The organism is Cytobacillus sp. FSL R7-0680, from assembly GCF_038009245.1.
Lineage (GTDB): Bacteria > Bacillota > Bacilli > Bacillales > Cytobacillaceae > Cytobacillus > Cytobacillus kochii.
The window spans coordinates 2,215,088-2,239,723 of the sequence record NZ_JBBPAO010000001.1 but is presented as its reverse complement, the minus strand read 5'-3'; the positions used below and the strand labels follow the sequence as shown (position 1 = coordinate 2,239,723).

At 39.2% G+C, this 24,636-nt stretch carries 21 protein-coding genes and 1 other annotated feature; all 21 genes read left to right on the top strand.

Going from position 1 to position 24,636, the window contains the following annotated elements:
* The first annotated feature begins 152 nt into the window (after positions 1-152).
* The 21 genes from MKY26_RS11160 (at position 153) to MKY26_RS11060 (ending at position 24,624) form a co-directional block, all read left to right on the top strand.
* Positions 153-350, top strand: coding sequence for a hypothetical protein (locus MKY26_RS11160; RefSeq protein WP_341097237.1), 198 nt, complete (start codon positions 153-155; stop codon positions 348-350).
* Between the two features lies 1 nt (position 351).
* Positions 352-1,056 (top strand): hypothetical protein, encoded by a 705-nt coding sequence (locus tag MKY26_RS11155; RefSeq protein ID WP_341097234.1) that lies wholly within the window; start codon positions 352-354, stop codon positions 1,054-1,056.
* Positions 1,056-1,760, top strand: a complete 705-nt coding sequence (locus MKY26_RS11150; protein WP_341097230.1) for a hypothetical protein — start codon at positions 1,056-1,058, stop codon at positions 1,758-1,760. The genes MKY26_RS11155 and MKY26_RS11150 overlap by 1 nt, the downstream gene beginning before the upstream one ends.
* A complete protein-coding gene (locus MKY26_RS11145) occupies positions 1,757-1,936 on the top strand; it encodes a hypothetical protein (protein WP_341097226.1) in 180 nt (59 codons plus the stop codon). The genes MKY26_RS11150 and MKY26_RS11145 overlap by 4 nt, the downstream gene beginning before the upstream one ends.
* A 42-nt stretch (positions 1,937-1,978) precedes the next feature.
* A complete protein-coding gene (locus tag MKY26_RS11140; protein ID WP_341097223.1) occupies positions 1,979-3,220 on the top strand; it encodes a hypothetical protein in 1,242 nt (413 codons plus the stop codon).
* A 1-nt stretch (position 3,221) separates the two neighbouring features.
* The gene (locus MKY26_RS11135) at positions 3,222-3,770 is read left to right on the top strand and encodes a hypothetical protein (RefSeq protein WP_341097218.1); all 549 of its coding nucleotides are present in this window, start codon (positions 3,222-3,224) and stop codon (positions 3,768-3,770) included.
* Entirely contained in the window at positions 3,771-4,205 is a 435-nt protein-coding gene (locus MKY26_RS11130; RefSeq protein ID WP_341097214.1) for a phBC6A51 family helix-turn-helix protein, read from the top strand.
* A gap of 970 nt (positions 4,206-5,175) precedes the next feature.
* Positions 5,176-5,436: a binding site (T-box leader), on the top strand.
* Positions 5,437-5,510: 74 nt separating this feature from the next.
* Positions 5,511-7,232 (top strand): acetolactate synthase large subunit, encoded by a 1,722-nt coding sequence (ilvB, locus tag MKY26_RS11125; RefSeq protein WP_307312698.1) that lies wholly within the window; start codon positions 5,511-5,513, stop codon positions 7,230-7,232.
* Positions 7,229-7,747, top strand: coding sequence for an acetolactate synthase small subunit (gene ilvN / locus MKY26_RS11120; protein WP_095372360.1), 519 nt, complete (start codon positions 7,229-7,231; stop codon positions 7,745-7,747). Before ilvB ends, ilvN begins: the two co-directional genes overlap by 4 nt.
* A gap of 32 nt (positions 7,748-7,779) precedes the next feature.
* Positions 7,780-8,802 carry a ketol-acid reductoisomerase gene (gene ilvC, locus MKY26_RS11115; RefSeq protein ID WP_095372361.1) on the top strand — a complete coding sequence of 341 codons (1,023 nt, stop codon included), beginning with the start codon at positions 7,780-7,782 and terminating at the stop codon, positions 8,800-8,802.
* A complete protein-coding gene (locus MKY26_RS11110) occupies positions 8,789-10,330 on the top strand; it encodes a 2-isopropylmalate synthase (protein ID WP_095372362.1) in 1,542 nt (513 codons plus the stop codon). The genes ilvC and MKY26_RS11110 overlap by 14 nt, the downstream gene beginning before the upstream one ends.
* Positions 10,331-10,357: 27 nt before the next feature.
* A complete protein-coding gene (gene leuB / locus MKY26_RS11105; RefSeq protein WP_307312699.1) occupies positions 10,358-11,470 on the top strand; it encodes a 3-isopropylmalate dehydrogenase in 1,113 nt (370 codons plus the stop codon).
* Between the two features lie 64 nt (positions 11,471-11,534).
* Entirely contained in the window at positions 11,535-12,950 is a 1,416-nt protein-coding gene (gene leuC / locus MKY26_RS11100; RefSeq protein WP_095372364.1) for a 3-isopropylmalate dehydratase large subunit, read from the top strand.
* 12 nt (positions 12,951-12,962) lie between these two features.
* The gene (leuD, locus tag MKY26_RS11095) at positions 12,963-13,547 is read left to right on the top strand and encodes a 3-isopropylmalate dehydratase small subunit (protein WP_095372365.1); all 585 of its coding nucleotides are present in this window, start codon (positions 12,963-12,965) and stop codon (positions 13,545-13,547) included.
* 158 nt (positions 13,548-13,705) lie between these two features.
* Positions 13,706-14,722 (top strand): tetratricopeptide repeat protein, encoded by a 1,017-nt coding sequence (locus MKY26_RS11090; protein WP_307312702.1) that lies wholly within the window; start codon positions 13,706-13,708, stop codon positions 14,720-14,722.
* A gap of 158 nt (positions 14,723-14,880) precedes the next feature.
* Complete coding sequence (gene tig / locus MKY26_RS11085; protein WP_341097191.1) at positions 14,881-16,167, top strand: trigger factor; 1,287 nt, start codon at positions 14,881-14,883, stop codon at positions 16,165-16,167.
* A gap of 448 nt (positions 16,168-16,615) precedes the next feature.
* Complete coding sequence (gene clpX / locus MKY26_RS11080; RefSeq protein ID WP_095372368.1) at positions 16,616-17,881, top strand: ATP-dependent protease ATP-binding subunit ClpX; 1,266 nt, start codon at positions 16,616-16,618, stop codon at positions 17,879-17,881.
* A gap of 668 nt (positions 17,882-18,549) precedes the next feature.
* Positions 18,550-20,232, top strand: coding sequence for an ATP-dependent protease LonB (gene lonB, locus MKY26_RS11075; RefSeq protein ID WP_095372369.1), 1,683 nt, complete (start codon positions 18,550-18,552; stop codon positions 20,230-20,232).
* 246 nt (positions 20,233-20,478) lie between these two features.
* Entirely contained in the window at positions 20,479-22,806 is a 2,328-nt protein-coding gene (lon, locus tag MKY26_RS11070) for an endopeptidase La (RefSeq protein WP_341097174.1), read from the top strand.
* Positions 22,803-23,384, top strand: a complete 582-nt coding sequence (yihA, locus tag MKY26_RS11065; RefSeq protein WP_322909646.1) for a ribosome biogenesis GTP-binding protein YihA/YsxC — start codon at positions 22,803-22,805, stop codon at positions 23,382-23,384. The genes lon and yihA overlap by 4 nt, the downstream gene beginning before the upstream one ends.
* 457 nt (positions 23,385-23,841) lie before the next feature.
* Positions 23,842-24,624: a transporter substrate-binding domain-containing protein gene (locus tag MKY26_RS11060; protein WP_341097159.1), complete on the top strand. Its 783-nt coding sequence runs from the start codon at positions 23,842-23,844 to the stop codon at positions 24,622-24,624.
* The last annotated feature ends 12 nt before the right edge of the window (positions 24,625-24,636 follow it).

The following is a 24,636-nucleotide window of genomic DNA, read 5'->3' as shown; positions in this document are numbered from 1 at the left end:
GACGGTTGCACGAATCGAAGTGTTTGGCGAAAGATGCATTGCAACGAAAATCAACTATAACGGAGGAATTGAAATGAATTAAAAAGGGGATTTAGTTTATCGGAATTATTATCGCAGGAGATTATTCAAAAAATAAAAGGAGCTGTCCGAAAATGATTAAAGCAAGCGAGTTTAAAGAGACGATCGAGGCGGTCGAGAGTGCAAAGAAATCGGCGTACTCCGCGCGACTATTCAACGAGCTAACAAACGCAGGAATTGAAAAAGATATCGCAGATTTGTTCTGTAATATCGCTAAAAATGATGAAGAAGCGATTGCCGCAGTTGTAAAACAATTAAAGGGGGACAATTAATATGAGTAGATATGAAAAAATGGTTAATTCATTGAAAAGAATGCAGGAAATTAGAGGCGGAGTCACTCAAAATGTATTAGATTACAGCAAGCTAGTCGAAGATCAAACAAAACCTATTGAGGACGATATCGATTTAAGTCCTACTGGAAAACTTAAAAAAGTAAAAGAAGCCAAAATGGCAATGGGCGCTGGCTTTTTGGAACTTGCTAAGAAGTTAAAAGACGAGTATCAAAAGGAATCAATCTCCGCTAAGGTTGCCGCCGAAGACATTCTTAATCAAGTCCCGAATGCGCCGTCAGATTCTTCGGTTAAAACATTCGAGCGAAATCTCGCTAGTTTAAAGCTTGATTTGAAGCTGGGTCGATCGGATTCGATTTCGTTAGGTAGGCTTAAATCTTTTGTCGGTACAATCGACCAACCTTACTTTGCGCAAAGGATAGTCGATGACTATAGCGATATTATCGGCTTGTTCGACGGCTTAGCGGACATAAAACCGGAATTAAGCCTACTTTTGGAATCGCTACGAGACAAAGCAAAAACGGATGAGCAAAAGCATGCAGAGCAAGTATTGCAGACGATTGACAACGAGTATAGTCGCGACCTATTTACGCGAGGACTGGTAATGGATACTTTGCACGATACGTTCGGTCATGAAGTTGCCGACTATGCTAATCAACCACACTTACACAAAGGAGAGGATGCTTAATGGAGAAACAACAACTCTATTTACTCAGCGCAGATGGTGGTAACGCAGCCGGTAATATATACGAATATAGCGATCAAGATGCGAAGATTTTACTCGAAAAAGGTAAAGCCGTTAAAGTAGACTATCCGAAGTTGAAGTCCTATGAAACGGAAATAAATAGTCTAATGAAGCGCTATAAAGAGCAACGCGACGCATTGAAGGAAAACCCGCGCTACGCTGACAATGATGCTGAGCGCCAATATCAATTACAAGAGTTACGACGCAAGCTAGACGAGGACGTAGCAACACAGCGCGATGACTATGCGGTCGAATTAGAAGCAACCTATCGCGAGGCAGCAGCGAAAGCGTTCCAGTTTAGACCGGATGAAGAGGGCGTGAAGTTTGCCGACGCAGTATCGTTGCAGCTCGACCTCGGCATCGGCCAGGACGTCGCGGATATGTTGAAAGTGGCTATCGCAAGCGCTTCTGATGCTGAAAAGGTTGGCTTGTTGACGCAATGGTCGAAGTTATCGCAGAAGCTCGAAGAAAACGGAGTTAATCGCTGGGCTGTCCAAGATATCGAAGCTGACTTGAAAAAATCTACTGGGCTAGAGGCTGCCGCACTACAATTTAAGATTCTTGGCGCAATAAAAGATAGTCAGAATCCGGCAACAGCATACACAAATATGCTTGCGGTTGAAAAAGCGAGGGAGGCAGTAAAATGAGCGACTTCGAACGAAAAGTGTCAGAACGCCTAGAACGAAAAAAGGAAGTAAAAGGCGTCGATCCAGCTTCTTCAATGAATGGAGCTAAACGGAGGCCGCGTCAGACAGACGGTCAAGAGGCTGGTCGGAGCTTATATCAGCGATTAAAGCAAGCGGGAAGAATACAAGGTTTATAGAGGCGTCCTTTGGGCGCTTCTTTTAATTTTAGGAGGGAACGAATGATTTATTTTATGTATAGTCGCGCAACAAAAGGCGGAGGCGCACTCGTGAAAACAACTAAAAGTGGGGGAGGAACAACGGCAACAAGTTCAGCAGGCGGTGGCGTAAGCACATCAACCGCAAGTGGGGGCGGTAGTTCTCAAACGTCTAGTGCTGGCGGAGGCACGAAGTCGACAACAAGCACACGAAGCTTCGCTCAGCTAAACTTGATGACGCTAGGACCTGAGACAGTTAGCGGCAGTTATCACGTGCATGAGGTACAAATACCGGGGGACAGGTTTAATCATTCGCATGATATTACGATAGGGAGCCATACGCACAGCGTTACGATTCCGTCACATACGCACAATTTCGATGTACCTAACCACCATCATGACGTAACTATCCCAAATCATTCTCACGAAATTGAACTACCCGATCATACACACGAGATTGAGCACGCCATATACACGCTGGACCGACTACCAACTGCTTGCAAAATTGTAGTTGATGGTAACACGGTGCCTCATACTGCTATAAGCGGAACTAACATCGATTTAATAGATTACTTGAAAAAGGACGATAGCGGAAAAGTAACGAGAGGCTGGCATACGATAGATATCGAGCCGAACGATCTCGCATATATTAACGCGCAAGTAACAACTAAAGTTCTTTATGCAATCACGCGGAGGAGGAAGCTTTTAATGAGCCTTGTTATAGCTATCGCGACACAGGATTTCGCAATTATCGCCGGTGACCATCGATGCACACATATTAGCGACGATGCTATTTACCACGATGCAGTAATTAAAGTGTTTAACGTAAATAATCAGGTAGTTGCGGGATTTACCGGCGATTTGAGTGTAACGGAGGAATTGGTTAAAAGTTTTGCCGACTTCGAGCAAGACGCTACTATCGAGCAAGTTGCCGAGAAGTTAAAAGGACTAACGCCAAGTGATGCTTATCTGACGATAATATTGAGCGGCGTAGATAAGAACGGAAATATACGGATCGTAGAAATGGGGCATAGAGATAATTTCGCGCAGCATATAACGGACATTCCCGAGGGAGAAGTGCGTTGGCTATCAAGCTACGCCTACGTGAGTCCTAACGATATGATCGAGGAAGAGTTTGCGAAGTTATCAGAATGCAATCCGCAAGAGGTGGCGGAAATGCTAAAGAGAATTGTCGCGAAAGTATCGGAAGATGATATACGCGTAAGTAAAAACGCATCAATTGTTGGAATTATTAAGGAGGAATAACATGAGCAATCATCAAGCAACAATCGCAGAACTGAAAGCAAGAATCGAGCAGATGCGTCGTGACCGCGTAGCTGCAGGCAAGCCAGCCGATCCGCCAAAGCCGTTCTTTCCACTTCCGTTAGCGATTGTGACAGCCGAAAGAATGCCGGACTACTTTGCTTTTATAGTGAAATATGCGCAAATCATCGACGAGACTAACGTAATACCGACGGGAATCGATTGTGCGAAGTTTGAGAGGCATTATGGCGACTTTGACCTGTTAGCCTACACGGATTGCGCTGATTCAAGCAAAACGTCTATATGGGCGAGGAGTATATACGGCGCCTTAAGGGAAATCGCGAAGTTTAACGAGGGACAGGAAGAGTTATCGCCAGATCTGGCGCTACAATCGCTTTATAAGTGCATCCGACTAGCGAGGATAGGAAAACCGCCTACTAGCGACGCAACAATCGAAAAGGAATGTCAGAGGTATCGCGATGATGAAGCGCTGTATTTAGCGGAAGTAGCCAAGTGGCGCGAACATTATGCGAAAATTAAGGAGGATGAATAAATGATTACACTGAACGAAATTAAGGCACATTTAACGCCGGAACAGATGAAGGTGGCGCAAGGTATAGTTGAGAACGAGTTTTTAGGGAAAAAGAAGCTGAGCTACGAGGATTTAGCTGAATCGCTCGGAATCTCAACGCGAACCTTGTATAATTGGCGCCGAGATAGGTACTTTACGCTATACCAATCGTATTTAGCGGATCACGAACTCGATAACTTTATGCCGACGGCCGTCGCAAAACTAAAAGAATCCATAGAAGGGCGGTCAAGTAACGGTATTCCTAGCATGAAGGCTTTAGAACTCTATCTGAAGCTGACTGGGCGCCTAGTTGATAAGAAGGAAATCGTAAAGTCCGAAGAGCATACATCGAGAGTCCGTGTGACGCGCGAAGATATCAGCAAAGACCTTGCGAACTTAGATAAGATGCTTAATTAACAAAGGCTGCCTTCGGGCGGTCGATACATATGCTTGAGATTGCGTCTGTGACGAAATTATTTTTAATTTTGCGCATAATTATCCGTCTAATGCTTGTATATAATAGAAGAAAATGCTAATATTTAGTCAATCGGTCAGTTGAACGTTCAATGTCCGTGTCAACAATCGTTCTATATAACGAGTGAAATGACGTGACTATGACGGAACGGGAGTTCGAATCTCTCCTGGGACGCCATTAGCTACATATTTATCTACCAACACTAGCGTTGATTCCTGTGAAAACTTGGATTAGCGCTTTTTTTATTTCAGCTAGAGATCGATTTCATATTAGACTTCTCCATAAGTAATCTTCCTTTGTTGTTTTTCATCCTCAATTAAAAACCCAAAGAAACAACTATAAAAATACTATATTGAAATAATAGTGATAAGATGCACTGAATAAAAACATCCTCAAATACTGGTGATTTTTATCGAATGATGTAACGATGAGTCAGCATATGGTAGAAGTTATCACGTTTGTATGTGATTAAATATTAAAAAAATGGATTAACATGAAATGGTCTCTGAAGGTTGTAGTTTCTTTGTATAGTATTTATCGTAAATGAACGCACATGATTTATCTTGTAATAGCCTTCAATTAGTCGCGTTCTTTTGCTCATGAGCTGTTCAAATACCCCCATCCTAAAAGTACTTCACTTGCTATTCTCGCATGCCACAGAATGAATAAATCAATAAAAAATTTTGTCCAATTAAAAGGTTAATAGATCAATGATGTAAGCGGATACATGAAAACAGACTAATCTAAATTATCAAATAATTTTCCAAAAAGGTGTTGACGACTTTTGAAAATGGGCGTAAGATAGTCCTCAACAAAGCAAAGCACAATAAAATAAATCGAAAATGAAATTGGAAGCAGCGTTATTTTCCTTTTATTTTTACAAACGAAATTTTAGTGGTTTAAAGTGAGAAACTAAAAGCGTTGATGAGGATAAGTAGTTTTTTGATGTAGGTTTTGCAGAGAGCCGGGCAAGCTGGAAACCGGTAAACCAGTCTTAAAATGAACTCACCTCGGAGTGAAGACTTGAACAATGATAAGTAGAGTCTTCCGGGTCGAAGGAACCCGTTATCTAAGCTTAGCAGTTATTATGCTGTTACTGAGTGCGCGTGGAGATTTAAAACGCGAACAAGGGTGGTACCGTGGAATGGTGATCAAAGCCTTTTCATCCCTTGACCAATGATTGGTCAATGAGGGATGGAGAGGCTTTTTTATATTTAATTTTATTTTATTAAGGAGGTTAAAGAGCGATGGTGCGGGAAGCTGCCTTAACAGAAGAAGTGAAAACAAAGCTTGAGACGATTACAGGCGCAGACTTATTAATGGATGCGTTAGAAAGGGAAAATGTAGAAGTCGTCTTTGGCTACCCTGGCGGAGCGGTTTTGCCGATTTACGATAAGATTTATGATGCGAAATTCCTTCATGTTTTACCTAGACATGAACAAGGCGGCATACATGCTGCAGAAGGTTACGCAAGAATTTCAGGTAAGCCTGGTGTCGTCATTGCAACATCCGGGCCTGGAGCAACGAATATCGTAACAGGTTTGGCTGATGCCATGATGGACTCATTACCAATTGTAGCTTTCACAGGCCAAGTAGCAACAAGTGTGATTGGTTCAGATGCTTTCCAAGAAGCAGATATATTAGGAATTACAACACCGATTACAAAATATAATTTTCAAATTCGCCAATTGGAGGATATTCCAAGAGTCATTAAAGAAGCGTTCTATATTGCAAAGACAGGCAGACCCGGTCCAGTGCTCATTGATATTCCTAAAGATATAGCTTCGACGATTACCGAAAGGCCCGAAGAAGCAGAAATGGAGTTACCGGGTTATCAACCGACACTAAAGCCTAATCGCCTTCAGATTCGTAAGCTATCAGATGCGATAGGAGCAGCACAGAAACCAGTCATTTTAGCGGGTGCAGGCATTCTTCATTCGAAGGGGGCAAACGAACTCTTACAGTATGTAGAAAAAACAAAAATACCAGTTGTCCATACATTACTTGGTCTTGGTGGTTTTCCAAGTGATCATCCATTATTCATTGGCATGGCTGGCATGCACGGCTGTTATACAGCAAATATGGCACTCTCACAATGTGACTTATTGATTAATATCGGTGCAAGGTTCGATGACCGCTTAACAGGTAATTTGGAACACTTTGCTCCGAATGCTAAGGTTGCTCATATCGATATTGACCCAGCGGAAATTGGTAAGAATGTACCGACAGTTATTCCTGTTGTAGCAGACGCAAAGGCTGCGCTTCTCGCACTTCTTCAAGAAGAATGTAATGAACCAGCTCATAGCGAATGGATGGAGACATTAAAACAGTGGAGTGTTGCACATCCTTTCCATTATGATAAAGCTTCACCAAAGTTAAAGCCGCAAAGAGTAATGGAGCTCTTGTATGAGAACACGAAGGGCGAAGCGATTGTAACGACAGATGTCGGTCAACACCAAATGTGGGCTGCGCAATACTATCGCTTTAAACATGCTGATAGGTGGGTTACATCTGGTGGGCTTGGAACGATGGGATTTGGTTTACCTTCTAGTATTGGCGCTCAAATTGCTGATCCAGATAGTTGTGTGCTTGCCATTGTCGGTGATGCAGGCTTTCAAATGTCAACACAGGAATTAGCAGTTATACAAGAAATGAACTTACCGATAAAAATCGCAATATTCAATAATCAATCATTAGGGATGGTTAGACAATGGCAGGAGTTTTTCTATGAATCACGTTTTTCTCATAGCAAGATTCCAGTTCAACCTGATTTTGTGAAGCTAGCTGAAGCTTACGATATTAAAGGCTATACCATAACAACAGAAGAAGAAGCGGAGAGAGTGTTAGCTGAAGTATTACACACAAGAGAGCCTGTATTGCTAGATTTCCGTGTCGATGCTGACGAAAATGTCTTTCCAATGATCGCTCCGGGTAAAGGGATTCATGAGATGGTAGGTGTGAAAGAATGAAGAGAATCATATCGCTGCTTGTTTTAAATAAACCTGGTGTACTTAATCGAATTACTAATTTATTTTCTAAACGAAATTATAATATCGAAAGTATTTCAGTGGGTTTATCTGAACAGGAGGGGATGTCAAGAATCACATGTGTAATTTATGTTGAGTCTGACCAACAAAGTGAGCAAATTACGAAACAGCTCAATAAACAGATCGACATACTGAAAGTGACGGATATTACAAATCAAGCAGTTGTTGCTAGAGAACTAGCTTTGATAAAGGTACAGTCTAATCCGCACTCAAGAAATGAGATTTATTCCTTAATTGAACCTTTCAGAGCTTCTGTCATTGACGTTAGCAAAGATAGTCTAGTCATCCAAATTACAGGAGAATCTGAAAAAATCGAAGCTTTCCTAGAGTTAATTAAGCCTTACGGTATTAAAGAGATTGCTAGAACGGGTACAACAGCTTTCCCAAGAGGGACACAAAGACAGTCGCAACAAAAACATAATTTTTCAATTGTATAAAAAAATAAATGATGAATAGAGGAGAATGAATAATGGCTAAAATGTACTATAACGGAGATGCAAATGAGAACTACTTAAACGGGAAAACAGTAGCAGTAATTGGATACGGATCACAAGGTCATGCGCATGCGCAAAATATGAGAGATAGCGGTGTAGAGGTAGTAATCGGCTTAAGGCAGGGAAAATCATGGCAGACAGCAGTTGAAGATGGCTTTCAAGTTTACTCAGTAGGAGAAGCGACTGCTAAAGCAGATATCGTAATGATTTTATTACCAGATGAATTGCAAACGAAAGTATATAAAGAAGAAATCGAACCAAATTTAACCAATCAAGCATTAATGTTTGCTCACGGATTTAATATCCATTTTAATCAAATCGTTCCACCGAAAGAAAGTGATGTTTTATTAGTCGCACCAAAAGGACCAGGTCATTTAGTAAGAAGAACATATGAAGAGGGAGCAGGTGTACCAGCGTTATTCGCCGTTCACCAAGATGTATCAGGTGAAGCAAGAGAATTAGCACTAGCTTATGCAAGAGCAATTGGGGCACTAAGAGCCGGGGGCTTAGAAACGACATTTAAAGAAGAGACAGAAACAGATTTATTTGGAGAACAGGCAGTATTATGTGGCGGACTGACTTCTCTTGTTAAAGCAGGATTTGAAACGTTAACGGAAGCAGGTTATCAGCCGGAACTCGCTTACTTTGAATGTCTCCATGAACTCAAATTAATTGTTGACCTTATGTATGAAGGTGGATTAGAAGGAATGAGATATTCTATTTCTGATACAGCACAATGGGGAGATTTCGTCAGTGGCCCACGGGTTGTAGATGAACGGGTAAAAGCAGAAATGAAAGAAGTATTAAAAGATATTCAAGAAGGCAAATTTGCTAAAGGCTGGATTATGGAAAACCAGGTGAATCGTCCGGTGTTTACAGCTATTAATGCAAAAGAAAGTGAACATGAAATTGAAAGAGTTGGTAGAGAGCTTCGCAAAATGATGCCATTCGTCCAAAACAATAAAAAGAAAGAAGTGGTGAGCAGTGCAACAAATTAATATATTCGATACAACGCTTAGAGATGGAGAACAATCAGCAGGAGTCAACTTGAACTTCTCTGAGAAATTAGAGATTGCTAGACAGCTAGAAAGACTGAATGTAAACATCATCGAAGCAGGTTTTCCAGCCGCGTCTAAAGGAGACTTTGGATCGGTAAAATCTATTGCAGAAACAGTAAAGAACGCTTCTGTAACAGGTTTAGCGAGAGCGGTTTTATCGGATATAGATGCAGCATGGGACTCATTGAAGGGAGGAGCCGAACCAAGGCTCCATACCTTCTTAGCAACTAGCCCTATCCATCGTGATTACAAACTTAAAATGACAAAAGAGCAAGTAGTGGAAACGGCAGTTAACACCGTTAAGTATGCGGCGGAACGCTTCTCCATTGTGCAATGGTCAGCAGAGGATGCTTCAAGGACGGAATTGCCCTTCTTGGCAGAAATCGTGGAGAAAGTCATCCAAGCAGGAGCGAGGGTGATCAACATCCCGGACACAGTCGGATATGCAACACCGAAGGAATACGGAGAGATTTTTAAATATTTAAAAAATAATGTCCCATCTATCGATAAAGTAGCATTATCTGCTCATTGCCATGATGATCTAGGGATGGCGACAGCGAATTCTTTAGCTGCGATCGAAAATGGTGCGACACAAATAGAGGGAACGATTAACGGAATTGGTGAGCGAGCGGGCAATGCAGCGCTTGAGGAAATAGCTGTCGCCCTTCACATCAGAAAAGATTTCTATAATGCCCAAACAACGTTAAACCTAGGGGAGATTAGCCGAACAAGTAGCCTTGTAAGCAAACTTTCCGGAATGCCGGTCCCAGCAAATAAAGCCGTTATTGGAGCAAACGCTTATGCTCATGAATCTGGTATACATCAAGATGGCGTATTAAAAGAAGTAACCACTTATGAAATTATTTCACCGCAATTAGTCGGTGTGCAATCTAACTCTCTTGTTCTTGGTAAACATTCAGGACGACATGCATTTAAAAATCGTTTAGACGAATTAGGTTTAGATGTGGCAGATGAAGATATCAAACCACTATTTACCGTATTCAAAGATTTAGCCGATCGCAAAAAAGAGATGACAGATGAAGACTTAGTCGCCCTTGTGCTAGAAGAAAAATTGTCGAAGGAACAACGATTCTATGAATTAATTCAAATCCAAATTCAGTACGGTACGAATCAAGTGCCGACAGCAACGGTTACATTATCCGGTAGCGATAATCAAGTGATACAAGAAGCAGGTACGGGTGCAGGTAGTATTGAGGCACTATATAACACATTAGAAGCAAGTGTGAATGGTGAGATTAGTTTACTCGATTATCGCATTCAATCAGTTGGTGCCGGTAGAGATGCACTTGCGCAAGTGTTCGTTAAGTTAGCTTACCAAGGGGTAGAAACGAGTGGTAGAGGGCTCGCTCAAGATGTGCTAGAAGCATCAGCAAAAGCCTATTTAAATGCAGTTAACCGAGTCATATATATGAAGGAAAAAACGGAACCAGCTATGCAGAATAGTTAACTTACACTTTAATCGGAGGGATAAAAGATGAAAAAACGTATCGCTGTACTACCAGGAGACGGGATCGGGAAAGAAGTTGCAAAGGGAGCAGTTGAAATTCTCCAAGCAGTCGGAGAGCGCTATAATCACCAATTTGAATTTGCTTATGGTATGATTGGCGGCCATGCGATTGATGAAAAAGGCAAACCACTTCCGGAAGAAACCATTCAACTTTGCAAAGAAAGCGATGCGATTCTTTTAGGAGCAGTGGGTGGTCCTAAATGGGATCAAGTAAATCCTGATATCCGTCCGGAGAGAGGGTTATTACAAATCCGTAAAGAGCTTAATCTATATGCCAATCTTCGTCCAACAACTTATTTTGAAAGTTTGGCGAAATCTTCTCCTCTAAAAGATGAAGTGATCCAAGGTGTAGACTTATTGATGGTACGCGAATTAACTGGCGGATTATATTTTGGTCAACCGAGTGAACGCATGGATGCTAACGGGGAGTCTGCGGTAGTCGATACATTATTTTATAAAAAAGCAGAAATGAAGCGAGTAATCGAAAAAGCGTTTATTTTAGCAGATAAGAGAAGAAAAAAAGTCACATCTATTGATAAAGCAAACGTGCTTGAATCAAGTAGGATGTGGAGGGAAACAGCAGAGGAAGTGGCTAAAGATTATCCCCATGTGTATCTTGAGCATATGTTAGTTGACAATGCGGCGATGCAGATGGTGACAAATCCTAAACAGTTTGATGTTGTCGTAACCGAGAATATGTTTGGTGATATTTTAAGTGATGAGGCTTCCGTTTTAACCGGTTCATTAGGTATGCTACCATCTGCTAGTTTATCTGAAAATGGTCCATATTTATTTGAACCGATTCATGGTTCGGCACCTGATATCGCTGGGAAAAACGTGGCCAATCCGTTAGCAATGATTTTATCTGCTGCAATGATGCTTCGTGAATCGTTCGGGTTAGAAACAGAAGCGAATGAAGTAGAACGTGCTGTAAAGCAAGTGTTAGATGCAGGCTTTAGAACGAGTGATATTGCGGAGTTCGGCCAACAAGTGACATCGACAACAGAAATGATTGCGGAAGTAAAAGCGATGCTACTTGATAATGAAGCCATTATGCATATTATGGGTGCGTACGCTTAAATAATGAAGAAGGGACACGGCCCTATTGTGGGTCCGTGTTTCTTTTAGAAAGGTGTGAATATTAATGGGGCAATCAATTATAGAGAAAATATGGAAACAACATATTGTTCATCAAGAAGAGGGAAAACCGGACTTATTGTATATAGATCTGCATTTAGTGCATGAAGTGACATCGCCTCAAGCGTTTTCTGGCCTAAGAATGAAAGGAAGAACGGTTAGAAGACCAGATAAAACCTTCGCTACGATGGATCATAATATCCCAACAGATAATCGTAAAGTCATCAATGATAAGATTGCATTAAACCAGATGACAACACTAGAAAAAAACTGTGAAGAGTTCCAAGTACCACTAGCAGGAATTGATCATCCAGACCAAGGAATTGTTCATGTCATTGGTCCGGAATTAGGCCTAACGCAACCAGGGATGACAATTGTATGTGGCGATAGTCATACATCCACACACGGTGCATTCGGCTCGATTGCATTCGGTATCGGTACAAGTGAGGTGGAGCATGTGTTAGCCACACAAACCATCTGGCGCCAAAAACCGAAAACGTTAAAAATCGAAATCAATGGAAAAAGGCAACAAGGTGTATCAGCAAAAGATGTTATCCTTTATGTCCTTTCTCAGTATGGGTTTGATTTTGGAACAGGACATGTCATTGAATATACGGGAGAAGTTATTGCTCATATGTCAATGGAAGAGCGGATGACGATTTGTAATATGTCGATAGAAGGTGGCGCGAGGGCGGGATTAGTGAACCCTGATGAAACAACATTTTCTTACTTAAGAGGACGTAAGTATGTCCCAACAGGGGATGCCTTTGAAGAGCTAGTGACAAAATGGAGATCATTAGTGTCGGATGAAGATGCAACTTATGATCGTGTGATTACTATTGATGCAGCTAATATTGCCCCAATGGTTAGCTGGGGGACAAACCCAGCGATGACATCTAAAGTTACTGATTCAATTCCTACATCAAGTGATTATGAAACAGCCGTGGAAAAGAAATCACTTGAGAGTGCGCTTAAATACATGGGACTAAAGGAAGGACAGAAAATAGAAGATATTCAGATTCAACATGTATTTATCGGTTCTTGTACCAATTCACGACTAGAAGATCTACGTGAGGCTGCTTCTGTAATCAAAGGCAATAAAGTTCATCCTGATGTGCGTGCACTAGTTGTGCCAGGTTCACAAACGGTCAAGTCGCTTGCAGAAGAAGAAGGTCTGGATGAAATTTTTAGAGAAGCTGGGTTTGAATGGAGAGATTCGGGTTGCAGTATGTGTTTGAGTATGAATAATGATATTGTCCCTAGCGGTGAACATTGTGCTTCCACATCTAATCGGAATTTTGAGGGTCGGCAAGGATCTGGAGCGAGAACTCATTTAGTCAGTCCAATTATGGCTGCAGCAGCAGCTATTCATGGTCATTTTGTCGATGTTAGAAAAATGGTTGAAAGACAACCAGTAAGATAGGGAGCGGAGTAGATGACTGGATTTAAAACTTTAAAGGATAAAGCGATTGCTTTTGACCGTGCCAATGTAGATACAGATCAGATTATTCCTAAGCAATTTCTAAAACGAATTGAAAAAACGGGCTTTGGTCAATTTTTGTTCTATGACTGGCGTTATATGGCAGATGGTAGTTTAAACCCAACATTTGAATTGAATCAAGATGAAAATCAAAATGCATCGATTTTAATTGCAAATGAGAATTTTGGTTGTGGGTCATCTAGGGAGCATGCACCATGGGCCCTCCTAGATTATGGGTTCAAAGTGATATTAGCACCATCCTTCGCAGATATTTTTCATCAAAATTGCCTGAAAAATGGTGTGTTACCGATTGCGTTACCAAAGGAGCAAATTGTGCAATTACTTGAAAAAGGCAAACAACAGCCTTATCAATTAGAAGTGAATCTAGAGAAGCAAACGATTGGTGATGAAGCAGGGTTCCAAGTATCATTTGAAATTGATGCTTATTGGAAAACGATGCTAATGAATGGGTGGGATGAAATTGAAATTACCTTGCAATTAGATGATCACATCACTGCATATGAACAAGCATTAAGATAGTAAATAAATCATTACTTGTGAGCCCGTATGCATTGTATATAGGGCTCATTTTTTATGAAGTTTTTCCGCTGAACCTCTCAATCGCACAATCCTTTTGCATTTTTCTCTTTTCATGCTACACTTACCTCTAAATAAGGAATTAAAGGGACGTAGGCAAAATGACAAAACATAATCGTGATGACAAAAAAAATAAAGTGATTCCCTTTCCCTTTTTAGATAGACGTTTATTAGAGAAAGGGTTAGAGGCTTTACACCGTAGGGAGTTTCAAGAGGCAGTAGATTTCTTAACAGAAGCTTCAGAGCTAAATGATAAGGATGAAGATATTCAAACGGGTCTTGTGCTTGCCTTTTTTGAATCAGGTCAATTACAACATGCGCAAAAACAAGCGGAATACATGCTCCATAATGGGATAGGTGACTACCTTCAAGTGGTAGATATGTATTTGATGATTTTAGTACAATTACATCGCTACGATGAAATTGTGACCACTATTGAATACTTATTTGAAGAGAACAAAGTACCTCATGAAAAATTTGAACATTTTAGTCGGTTATTAGAATTCAGCCGTAGAATGGCTGAAGCAGACATAAAATCCAGTGAGGTAGAGGACGGCTCGGAAAATCACCTACAGCTTTTTGAAATAAAAGATCAACAAGAGCAGATGATGCTCGCTAAAGAATTGGCAGAAAAGAATATTGTGCACAATGTAAAAGAAATCCTTTCCTATTTACGATCTGAGGAGGGACATCCCTTTTTTAAGACATTACTTCTCGATGTGTTAAAACAGCATCTATATAATAAGGAAGTTATTGTTGAAAAAATGGGTAATATAAAAAGTTTTGTTCCTGCACACTTGCCTGACTTTGAGCATTTCCAACAAAGGATTGAAATGCTCAAAGTGTTAGAAGAGAAAATGGAGCAAGATGACCCCATTTTACTTGAACATGCTGCATCTCTTGTGAACCGTCATTTATTTCTCATGTATCCGATAGAATTAGAACCTTTTTCTATTGAAACATGGTCTGCAGCTTATCATACTCTTGCGATTGATTACCTAGGGATGGACCTTGCTGTGGATGAGATGCTTGAGAAATATTGTGTCGAAGAAGAGGATTATCATGCAGCTATTACTTATATTGAAGCAATAGAAGAATTTTCTTATCCTAAAATATAGTCTCATTGTTGAAAGCTAGAGACGTTATGTTATAATATAATGGTTGTATTATGTGGATAGAAAGCTGATTCACCTTATATAAATGAATAATCGATTAGACATATTCATTCTATTTGCTGTGAATGAAATGATCATAGATTTTGGAGGGAAATAATAGTATGTCTGCTAAATTTGAAAAGTTAGAAGGGAACCAAGGGGTTCTTACAATTGAAGTAGATGCAGAGAAGTTAAACGAAGGTTTAGACGCTGCATTTAAAAAAGTAGTTAAACAAGTAAATGTTCCTGGCTTCAGAAAAGGTAAAATGCCTCGTAGCCTATTTGAAAAACGCTTTGGTGTTGAGTCTTTATACCAAGATGCAGTAGATTTTCTTTTACCAGAAGCGTATGCAAATGCAATTGATGAAACAGGCATTGAGCCAGTTGATCGTCCTGAAATCGATGTAGAACAAATCGAAAAAGGTAAAGCGCTTATTTTCACTGCGAAAGTAACTGTAAAACCTGAAGTAGAACTTGGCGAATATAAAGGCCTTGAAGTAGAAAAATTCGATACAGAAGTAACGGATGAAGATGTAGAAAACGAATTAAAAGGTCTACAAGAAAAACAAGCTGAGCTTGTTGTTAAAGAAGAAGGTACAGCAGAACAAGGTGATACAGTTGTTATCGACTTTGAAGGTTTCGTTGATGGAGAAGCATTCGAAGGTGGAAAAGGTGACAACTTCTCATTAGAACTTGGTTCTGGACAATTCATTCCAGGTTTTGAAGAAGAATTAATTGGTGTTTCTGCTGGTGAATCTAAAGAAGTAAATGTTACGTTCCCAGAGGAATACCATGCTGCTGAGCTTGCGGGTAAAAAAGCAGTATTCAAAACGACTGTACATGAAATCAAAACAAAAGAACTTCCTGCATTAGATGATGAATTCGCTAAAGATGTAGATGAAGAAGTTGAAACATTAGATGCACTAAAAGAAAAAACGAAGAAACAACTAGTTGATAGTAAAAACCATGAAGCAGAGCACCATGTGCGTGATTCTGTAGTAGAAAAAGCAGCAGAAAACACAACAATTGATATTCCAGCTGCAATGGTTGATACTGAATTAGATCGCATGATGCAAGAATTCGAACAACGTTTACAAATGCAAGGTATGAACCTTGAGCTTTATTATCAATTCTCTGGACAAGATGAGTCTGCATTACGTGAGCAAATGAAAGTTGACGCAGAGAAGCGCGTGCGCATTAACTTAACTCTTGAAGCAATTGCTGTTGCAGAAAACATCGAAGTTTCTGAAGATGAAATAAACGAAGAAGTAAATAAAATGGCTGAAATGTATAATATGACAGCTGAAAATATTCAAATGGCGCTGGGTGGTAGCCTTGATGGTTTACAATCTGATATTAAAGCGAAAAAAGCAATCGATTTACTTGTAGAAAATAGTAAAACTGTTTAAAATGAATATAACAAAGTAACGGTAGCAACCCGGAACTTACACATAACAAGGCGCGATCACATCGTGCCTTGTTTTCTACAATTTAAGATATTACATAATTGCAGTACGGCAAAAGCAGGATACCTTATCACATACATAACTGCCTGAAAAAAATTCCACTTATGGATGGGCATAAAAATGGACATGCTTATGGAAGTACAAGTTTTATTGAGTGATTTCCTTCTGCGAATCATGAATAACGTATTACGTACATAACTTAGAGGTAAGTGTTATTATTTCCTGTCTTTTGCTGAAGTGTGTTACAATGCAATACATAACTTAAAGGTTAGTTTTTATCAAGCGTTTTTAATAAGAACTGGCGAGTGAATTGGCTCAAATATTTAGCTAATGATAAACAAAAGTTCGCAGAAGATATATCGCTTAGAAGTTTGATCAAGGGGTGAAGGATTTGTTTAAATTTAATGATGAAAAAGGTCAATTAAAGTGTTCCTTCTGTGGGAAAACACAAGATCAAGTTCGTAAGCTAGTAGCTGGTCCTGGTGTTTACATTTGTGACGAATGTATTGAATTATGCACCGAGATTGTGGAAGAAGAACTTGGAACAGAGGAAGAAGTTGAATTTAAGGATGTGCCAAAGCCGTCCGAGATTCGCGACATTCTCGATGAATATGTAATTGGTCAAGACCAAGCAAAGAAAAACCTAGCTGTGGCAGTTTACAATCATTACAAACGAATCAATTCGAACAGTAAAGTAGATGATGTAGAACTGGCAAAAAGTAATATTGCAATGATTGGGCCAACAGGAAGTGGTAAAACATTACTAGCCCAAACATTAGCAAGAATTCTAAATGTACCATTCGCAATTGCAGATGCGACTTCGTTAACAGAAGCAGGTTATGTTGGTGAAGATGTTGAGAACATTCTCCTAAAGCTTATCCAATCTGCTGACTATGACGTGGAAAAAGCTGAAAAAGGAATTATTTATATCGATGAGATTGATAAAGTGGCCCGTAAGTCAGAAAATCCGTCGATTACAAGAGATGTATCTGGTGAAGGTGTGCAACAAGCATTATTGAAAATTCTTGAAGGCACTGTTGCCAGCGTACCTCCACAAGGTGGAAGAAAACATCCGCATCAAGAATTTATTCAAATTGATACGACGAACATTTTATTTATTTGTGGTGGTGCCTTCGACGGTATCGAACAAATCATTAAACGCCGTTTAGGTCAAAAAGTGATCGGTTTCGGTTCGGATAATAAGCAGAAAGAACTTGAACAACATGAGTTACTATCTAAGGTTTTACCAGAGGACTTATTGCGTTTCGGTTTAATTCCTGAATTTATTGGTCGTCTACCGGTTATTGCAAGCTTAACACCATTAGATGAAGAAGCATTAATTGAAATTTTAACAAAGCCGAAAAATGCTTTAGTAAAACAATTCCAAAAAATGCTTGAATTAGATGATGTTGAGTTAGAATTCGAGGATGAAGCACTAATTGAAATTGCTAAGAAAGCAATTGAAAGAAAAACAGGTGCCCGTGGATTACGTTCAATTATTGAAGGAATTATGCTTGATGTCATGTTTGATTTACCTTCTCGTGAAGACATTAAAAAATGTATCATTACAAAAGATACAGTCCTTGAGAATGGTTCACCAAAGTTATTACTTGAAGACGGTACAATTGTGAAAGAAGAAAGAAAAACGTCTGCATAAGTTTGAAAGGAACTAAACTACGGTTTAGTTCCTTTTCTATTACCTCCAGCAAAAAGGTTGAAGGGATAGAGAAAAAAGATAAGTGATTTCGCCCCATTATGGAGTAAACGGTAGTTGCTCGTAGTTGTAGAGTGGAAATCGCAAAGATAGCAGGGGTAAGTCGATTAGCTCGTGTAGAAATGTTCAAAGATAGCAAAACAAAGTCAATTAGCTCGTACATCCAAAAAGAAAATACCAAAGATAGCAGAACAAAGCCGATTTCCTCGTACATCCAACGTGAAAACCACAAAGCTAGCAGAGCAAAAACAACTCACTCGAAAAAGAGGACCCCAAAAATACCTTTCAGTCAAGATAAGCTGTGTGTTCTTTTAACGTAAAATAGGAATTCATAAAAAATGGTAAAACTTGTTAATTATCGTACGATTGAGGTTTATTACTCTAGGTAAAGTAGAAGATGAAAACAACCACTTTTTTGTGTAGCTCAATCACAGCTTAACAAAAAGTAAAATTATTTTCATTGATTTCCTTTTTTACTAAATAATTCGTCTATAATAAATGCTAAAACAACCATAAGCTTCCTCTTATTGAATTTAAAATTCTTGTTTATTCCAACTTTGCGCAGGAGATACTATCCATTAACAGCAAGAAAATGTTCAGGAGGGAATAGGATGAGTTGGACGGGAATTGCATTGTTTGTACAGCTATTTTTTGGGATTGTTATTGGGCTTTATTTTTGGAACTTACTTAAAAACCAACGTACTCAAAAAGTCTCTATTGATAGAGAGTCTCGTAAAGAAATGGATCAATTAAAGAAGATGAGGTCAATTAAACTGTCAGAACCTCTGTCAGAGAAAGTTAGGCCAGCGACCTTTGATGATATTGTAGGTCAAGAAGATGGCATAAAATCACTTAAAGCGGCACTTTGTGGACCAAATCCCCAGCATGTCATCATTTATGGGCCTCCTGGAGTAGGTAAAACAGCTGCAGCCAGATTAGTTTTAGAAGAAGCAAAGAAAAATCAAAAATCACCATTTAAACCATCCTCCGTCTTTATTGAACTAGATGCGACAACCGCTCGTTTTGATGAGAGAGGAATTGCAGATCCACTTATTGGATCTGTACATGATCCCATTTATCAAGGGGCAGGAGCGATGGGGCAGGCAGGAATCCCACAACCAAAACAAGGAGCAGTCACAAATGCCCATGGTGGGGTCTTGTTTATAGATGAAATTGGAGAGTTACATTCTATTCAGATGAATAAGTTGTTAAAAGTGTTGGAAGATCGCAAAGTATACCTCGAAAGCGCTTATTATAATGAGGAAAATATGCAAATTCCTTCTCATATACATGATATCTTTAAAAATGGTTTACCGGCAGATTTTCGGTTAGTGGGTGCCACTACAAGAACACCTAACGAATTGCCTCCAGCTATTCGTTCACGTTGTATGGAAGTGTTTTTCCGGGAATTAACAGAAGAAGAAATCGCAGAAGTTGCTAAAAAAGCAGCCGATAAAGTGAACTTAAAAATAAGTGAACAAGCTTTACAAACATTAGCATCTTATGCAAGAAACGGTCGTGAATCAGTCAACTTAGTACAAACGACAGCGAGTCTAGCAATACAAGAAGAGCGCGATTATATTAAGGACGAAGATGTCGAGTGGGTGATTCAATCAAGTCAGTTAGTGCCGAGAATGGAAAGAAAAATCGGAGAAACAGCAAAGGTTGGTTTAGTTAATGGCTTGGCTGTTCATGGACCTAATTCTGGTGCTTTATTAGAGATTGAAGTTACTGTGATTCCTGCTAAAGAAAAAGGATCAATTAATATTACAGGAATTGTAGAAGAAGAAAGTATTGGCGGACAAGGAAAATCGATTCGAAGAAAGAGTATGGCACGTGGCTCAATTGAGAATGTGATTACAGTTCTTCGCTCAATGGGCGTACCTGCAGATGATTATGATATTCATGTGAACTTCCCTGGTGGTGTACCGATTGATGGCCCATCTGCTGGGATTGCAATGGCTACAGGTATATATTCAGCTATTTATAAACATCCGATAGACAATACAGTGGCAATGACAGGAGAAATTAGTATTCATGGTGCCGTTAAGCCTATTGGCGGCGTATATCCAAAAGTAAAAGCTGCTAAAAAAGCTGGAGCAAAAACCGTTATTATCCCTGAAGAGAATATGCAATCGATATTAAATGAAGTGGAAGGAATTCATATTGTTACCGTTAAAACGTTGAATGAGGTGTTCGAGTGCGCCCTCCACAAAGAATATCAACATGAAAAGCCGTTAATTTCACCACTAGATGCGTCAACGATTGATCTTGCTAAAAAGGAAAGTATGTAAGGTAATAACTTCGGCAACAGCTGCCGGAGTTTTTATTCCTTTCGTTTTAAAGTCCTATAAATAGGGAATGAAATAAGTAATTGTCAAGCGAGAAATGAAGAAAACAAACAAAACGGTTGTACTTTTTAACTCTTTTAGCAAAGGAACTAGATTAAAAAAGTCGACACTGTGAAGTAAATAAGATAAAATTGTACAAAGAAAATGAATTGAAATCTTGATACATATGCATTTTGGAGGTGCAAGTATATGACGAATAAGAAAGAGATCATCGTCCCCCTCCTGCCGCTTCGAGGTTTGCTCGTTTATCCTACAATGGTCCTGCACTTAGATGTAGGTCGTGATAAATCAGTACAAGCACTTGAAAAAGCAATGGTAGATGACCATTTAATCTTTTTAACAACACAAAAGGACATTTCTATAGATGAGCCTGACAGCAATGAATTATATCATTTAGGTACTCTTACTCGGGTAAAACAAATGCTCAAATTGCCAAATGGTACGATTCGTGTACTAGTAGAAGGACTTAAACGTGCAAAAATAGCAGAGGTTTTAGATGATGAAGACTATTTTTCAGTAAAAGTGGAAGCATTCGAAGAGCCTGAATCTCGCGATGTAGAAGACCAAGCATTAATGCGTACTCTTTTAAGTCATTTTGAACAATACATAAAAGTATCTAAAAAAATATCAACAGAAACATTTACATCTGTTACAGATATTGAAGAACCCGGTCGTTTAGCTGATATTATTGCTTCTCATCTTCCTTTAAAACTTAAAGAGAAACAGGGAATCTTGGAGACGATTAATATAAAAGATCGTTTGAATCGTGTGATCAGCATTATTCATAACGAAAAAGAAGTGCTTAATTTAGAAAAGAAAATCGGTAATCGGGTAAAGAAATCGATGGAAAGAACGCAGAAAGAATATTATTTGCGTGAACAGATGAAAGCCATTCAAACCGAATTAGGCGATAAAGAAGGTAAAACAGGAGAAATTGCAGATTTAAAAGCGAAAATCACAGAAGCAAATATGCCTAGTAATGTAGAAAATACTGCATTAAAAGAGTTAAATCGTTACGAAAAGGTTCCTTCTAGTTCGGCAGAGAGCTCTGTTATTCGTAATTATATCGATTGGTTATTAGCTATACCTTGGTCTAAAGAAACGGTCGATGATTTAAACATCAACAAAGCAGAGAAAATCCTTGATCGAGATCATTATGGTTTAGAGAAAGTAAAAGAGAGAGTGCTTGAGTATTTGGCGGTTCAACAGTTAACGAACTCTTTAAAAGGCCCTATCCTCTGTCTCGTTGGACCTCCGGGTGTAGGGAAAACAAGTCTCGCGAAATCAATCGCCTCCTCACTCAACCGTAATTTTGTCCGGGTATCTTTAGGCGGTGTCCGTGATGAATCAGAAATTCGCGGCCATCGAAGAACATATGTTGGTGCAATGCCTGGTAGAGTGATCCAGGGAATGAAAAAAGCAGGAACAGTCAATCCAGTATTTTTATTAGATGAGATTGATAAAATGTCTAATGATTTTCGTGGAGACCCTTCATCAGCAATGCTTGAAGTATTAGATCCTGAACAAAATCATAACTTCAGTGATCACTATATTGAAGAGACGTATGATTTATCGAAGGTTATGTTCATTGCTACGGCTAACAATTTAAGTACAATTCCAGGACCATTATTAGATCGCATGGAAGTTATTTCAATTGCTGGTTATACAGAACATGAGAAGCTTCATATTGCCAAGGACCATCTTCTGCCAAAACAAATTAAAGAGCATGGTCTTTCGAAATCTCAATTGCAAGTGAGAGATGATGCTGTTCAAGGTGTTGTCCGTTATTATACAAGAGAAGCTGGTGTTAGGAGTTTAGAACGTCAACTGGCTAGTATTTGTAGAAAAACGGCAAAAATTATTGTATCAGAGACGAAAAAAAGAGTTGTAGTTACGGCGAAATCCCTTGAAGATTTCTTAGGTAAGAAACGTTTTAGATACGGCCAAGCGGAATTAGAGGATCAAGTCGGTATCGCTACAGGACTTGCTTATACAACTGTAGGCGGAGATACACTTCAAATCGAAGTCTCTTTATCAAAAGGTAAAGGCAAGTTAGTCTTAACTGGTAAACTTGGTGATGTGATGAAAGAATCCGCTCAAGCAGCTTTTAGTTATGTGCGTTCAAATGCGAAGGAATTAGGGATTGATGAGAATTTTCATGAGAAATTCGATATTCATATTCATGTTCCAGAAGGGGCTGTCCCTAAAGATGGTCCATCTGCAGGAATCACAATGACTACTGCACTTGTTTCAGCATTAACCGGTGTACCAATTAGAAGAGAAGTAGGAATGACAGGTGAAGTAACGTTGCGTGGTCGTGTCTTACCTATCGGGGGATTAAAGGAGAAATCACTAAGTGCTCATCGAGCGGGATTAACGAAAATTATCTTACCGAAAGATAATGAAAAGGATATAGATGATATTCCAGAATCGATTCGTGAGGAACTTTCATTTGTGCTTGTATCCCATGTAGATGAAGTGCTTAAAGCAGCGTTAGTAGACGGGGTGGAACAATGAAGGTTGTAAGTTCAGATATTGTCATCAGTGCCGTAAAGCCTGAGCAATATCCAGATGTAGAATTACCAGAATTCGCATTAGCAGGTCGATCGAATGTAGGGAAATCTTCTTTTATTAATAAAATGTTGAATCGTAAAGGATTAGCAAGAATATCTTCTAAGCCTGGTAAAACGCAAACATTAAACTTTTATCTTATTAATGAAATCTTACATTTTGTTGATGTACCAGGATATGGCTATGCAAAAGTGTCAAAAAAAGAAAGGGAAGCATGGGGGAAAATGATTGAGACATACCTCACTTCTCGAGATCAATTACGAGCGGTTGTTCTGATTGTGGATTTAAGACATCAGCCTACTAAAGATGATGTTATGATGTATGAATTCCTTAAACATTATGAGATTCCTTGTATCATTATTGCCACAAAAGCCGATAAAGTGCCAAAATCAAAATGGCAGAAACATATTAAAGTGACGAGAGAAACCCTTGATGTTGACCCTAGTGACTCCCTTATCTTATTCTCTTCAGAAACAGGAAAAGGGAAAGAGGAAGCATGGGCTGTTATTAAAGGATTGATGTAATCGGGTTCAAGGTTAAAATCAAACAAACATTTAAAAAGGCGAACAAACCGGACAAAGCCGGATTTGTTCGCTTTTTTTTGTTAAAGATTTAATTCGCTATATCTTTCATCTTGGTAGTATTAATGGTTATCAAAATAAGTTAAAAGTTAATCATTTTTTGAGAAGTTTACGTTTATTTTTCTGAATTTAGGGAAATTAGACTATGTACGTGAATTTCGGTTTACATAATTTCACTTGTGAATCAAGTGAGCCCTTTTCCCGCTATACTTAGTAATAGAGATGATATAGGAGGATACATGTTTAATAAGGAGGATAGAGTATAAGAGGGATGTGTGAGACTTTCTTACAGTTTTATATCTCAAAATATCATAAAATATGAATTTTGAGAATAATTTGTAAGAGTGGTAAGGTTGATAGCGTATATGAAAAAAGAACATACAAGGGGGATATTTTACTAGTGAAAAAGATACTTAAAGGAATGATTGTTGCTGCATCTGTAGCTGTATTAGCTGCATGTGGCTCAAATGAAGAAGCGAGTAGTGGAGGAATGGATTTAGCAGAGGAAGGGAAATTCACTTATGCTTCATCGGGAGAATTTAATCCATTTAGTGTAACGCAAGATGATGGTTCAATGACAGGTTTCGACATTGAAGTAGCAGAAGCAGTTGCAAAAGAGCTAGGACTAGAACCAGTGCAGCAAAAATTTAAATTCGGTGGAATTGTTGAAGGTGTAAAATCAGGACGTTTTGATGCCGCTGTTGCTAGTCATACAATAACAGAGGAAAGATTACAAGCTGTTGATTTCTCGATTCCTTACTACTATTCAGGCCCACAAATTTATGTGAGACCGGATAGTGATGTAGAAACATTAGAAGATTTAGAGGGTCTTGAAGTAGCTGTAGCTAAAGGAACAACGTATCAAAAAACAGTATCAGAAGTTACAGATAATATTAAGTTTTATGATAGCGATGTCGTAGCACTCGAGGCTTTATCTAGTGGAAAGCATGATGCTGTAATTACCGATTTTGTTACAGGTAAAGAAGCGATCGGTGCGGGTATGAATATTGAGGGAAAACAGCTTTTAGAAAAAAGTGAGCAAGCGATTGCTGTAGCCAACGACAATGACGAGCTACTTGAAAAAATTAACGATGCATTAGAGAAGCTTCATGAAGATGGAACCTTGACTGAAATTAGCAAGGAATATATCGGCGAAGATATTACTGTAGAATCAGAAGAATAATTTTCTGTTGGC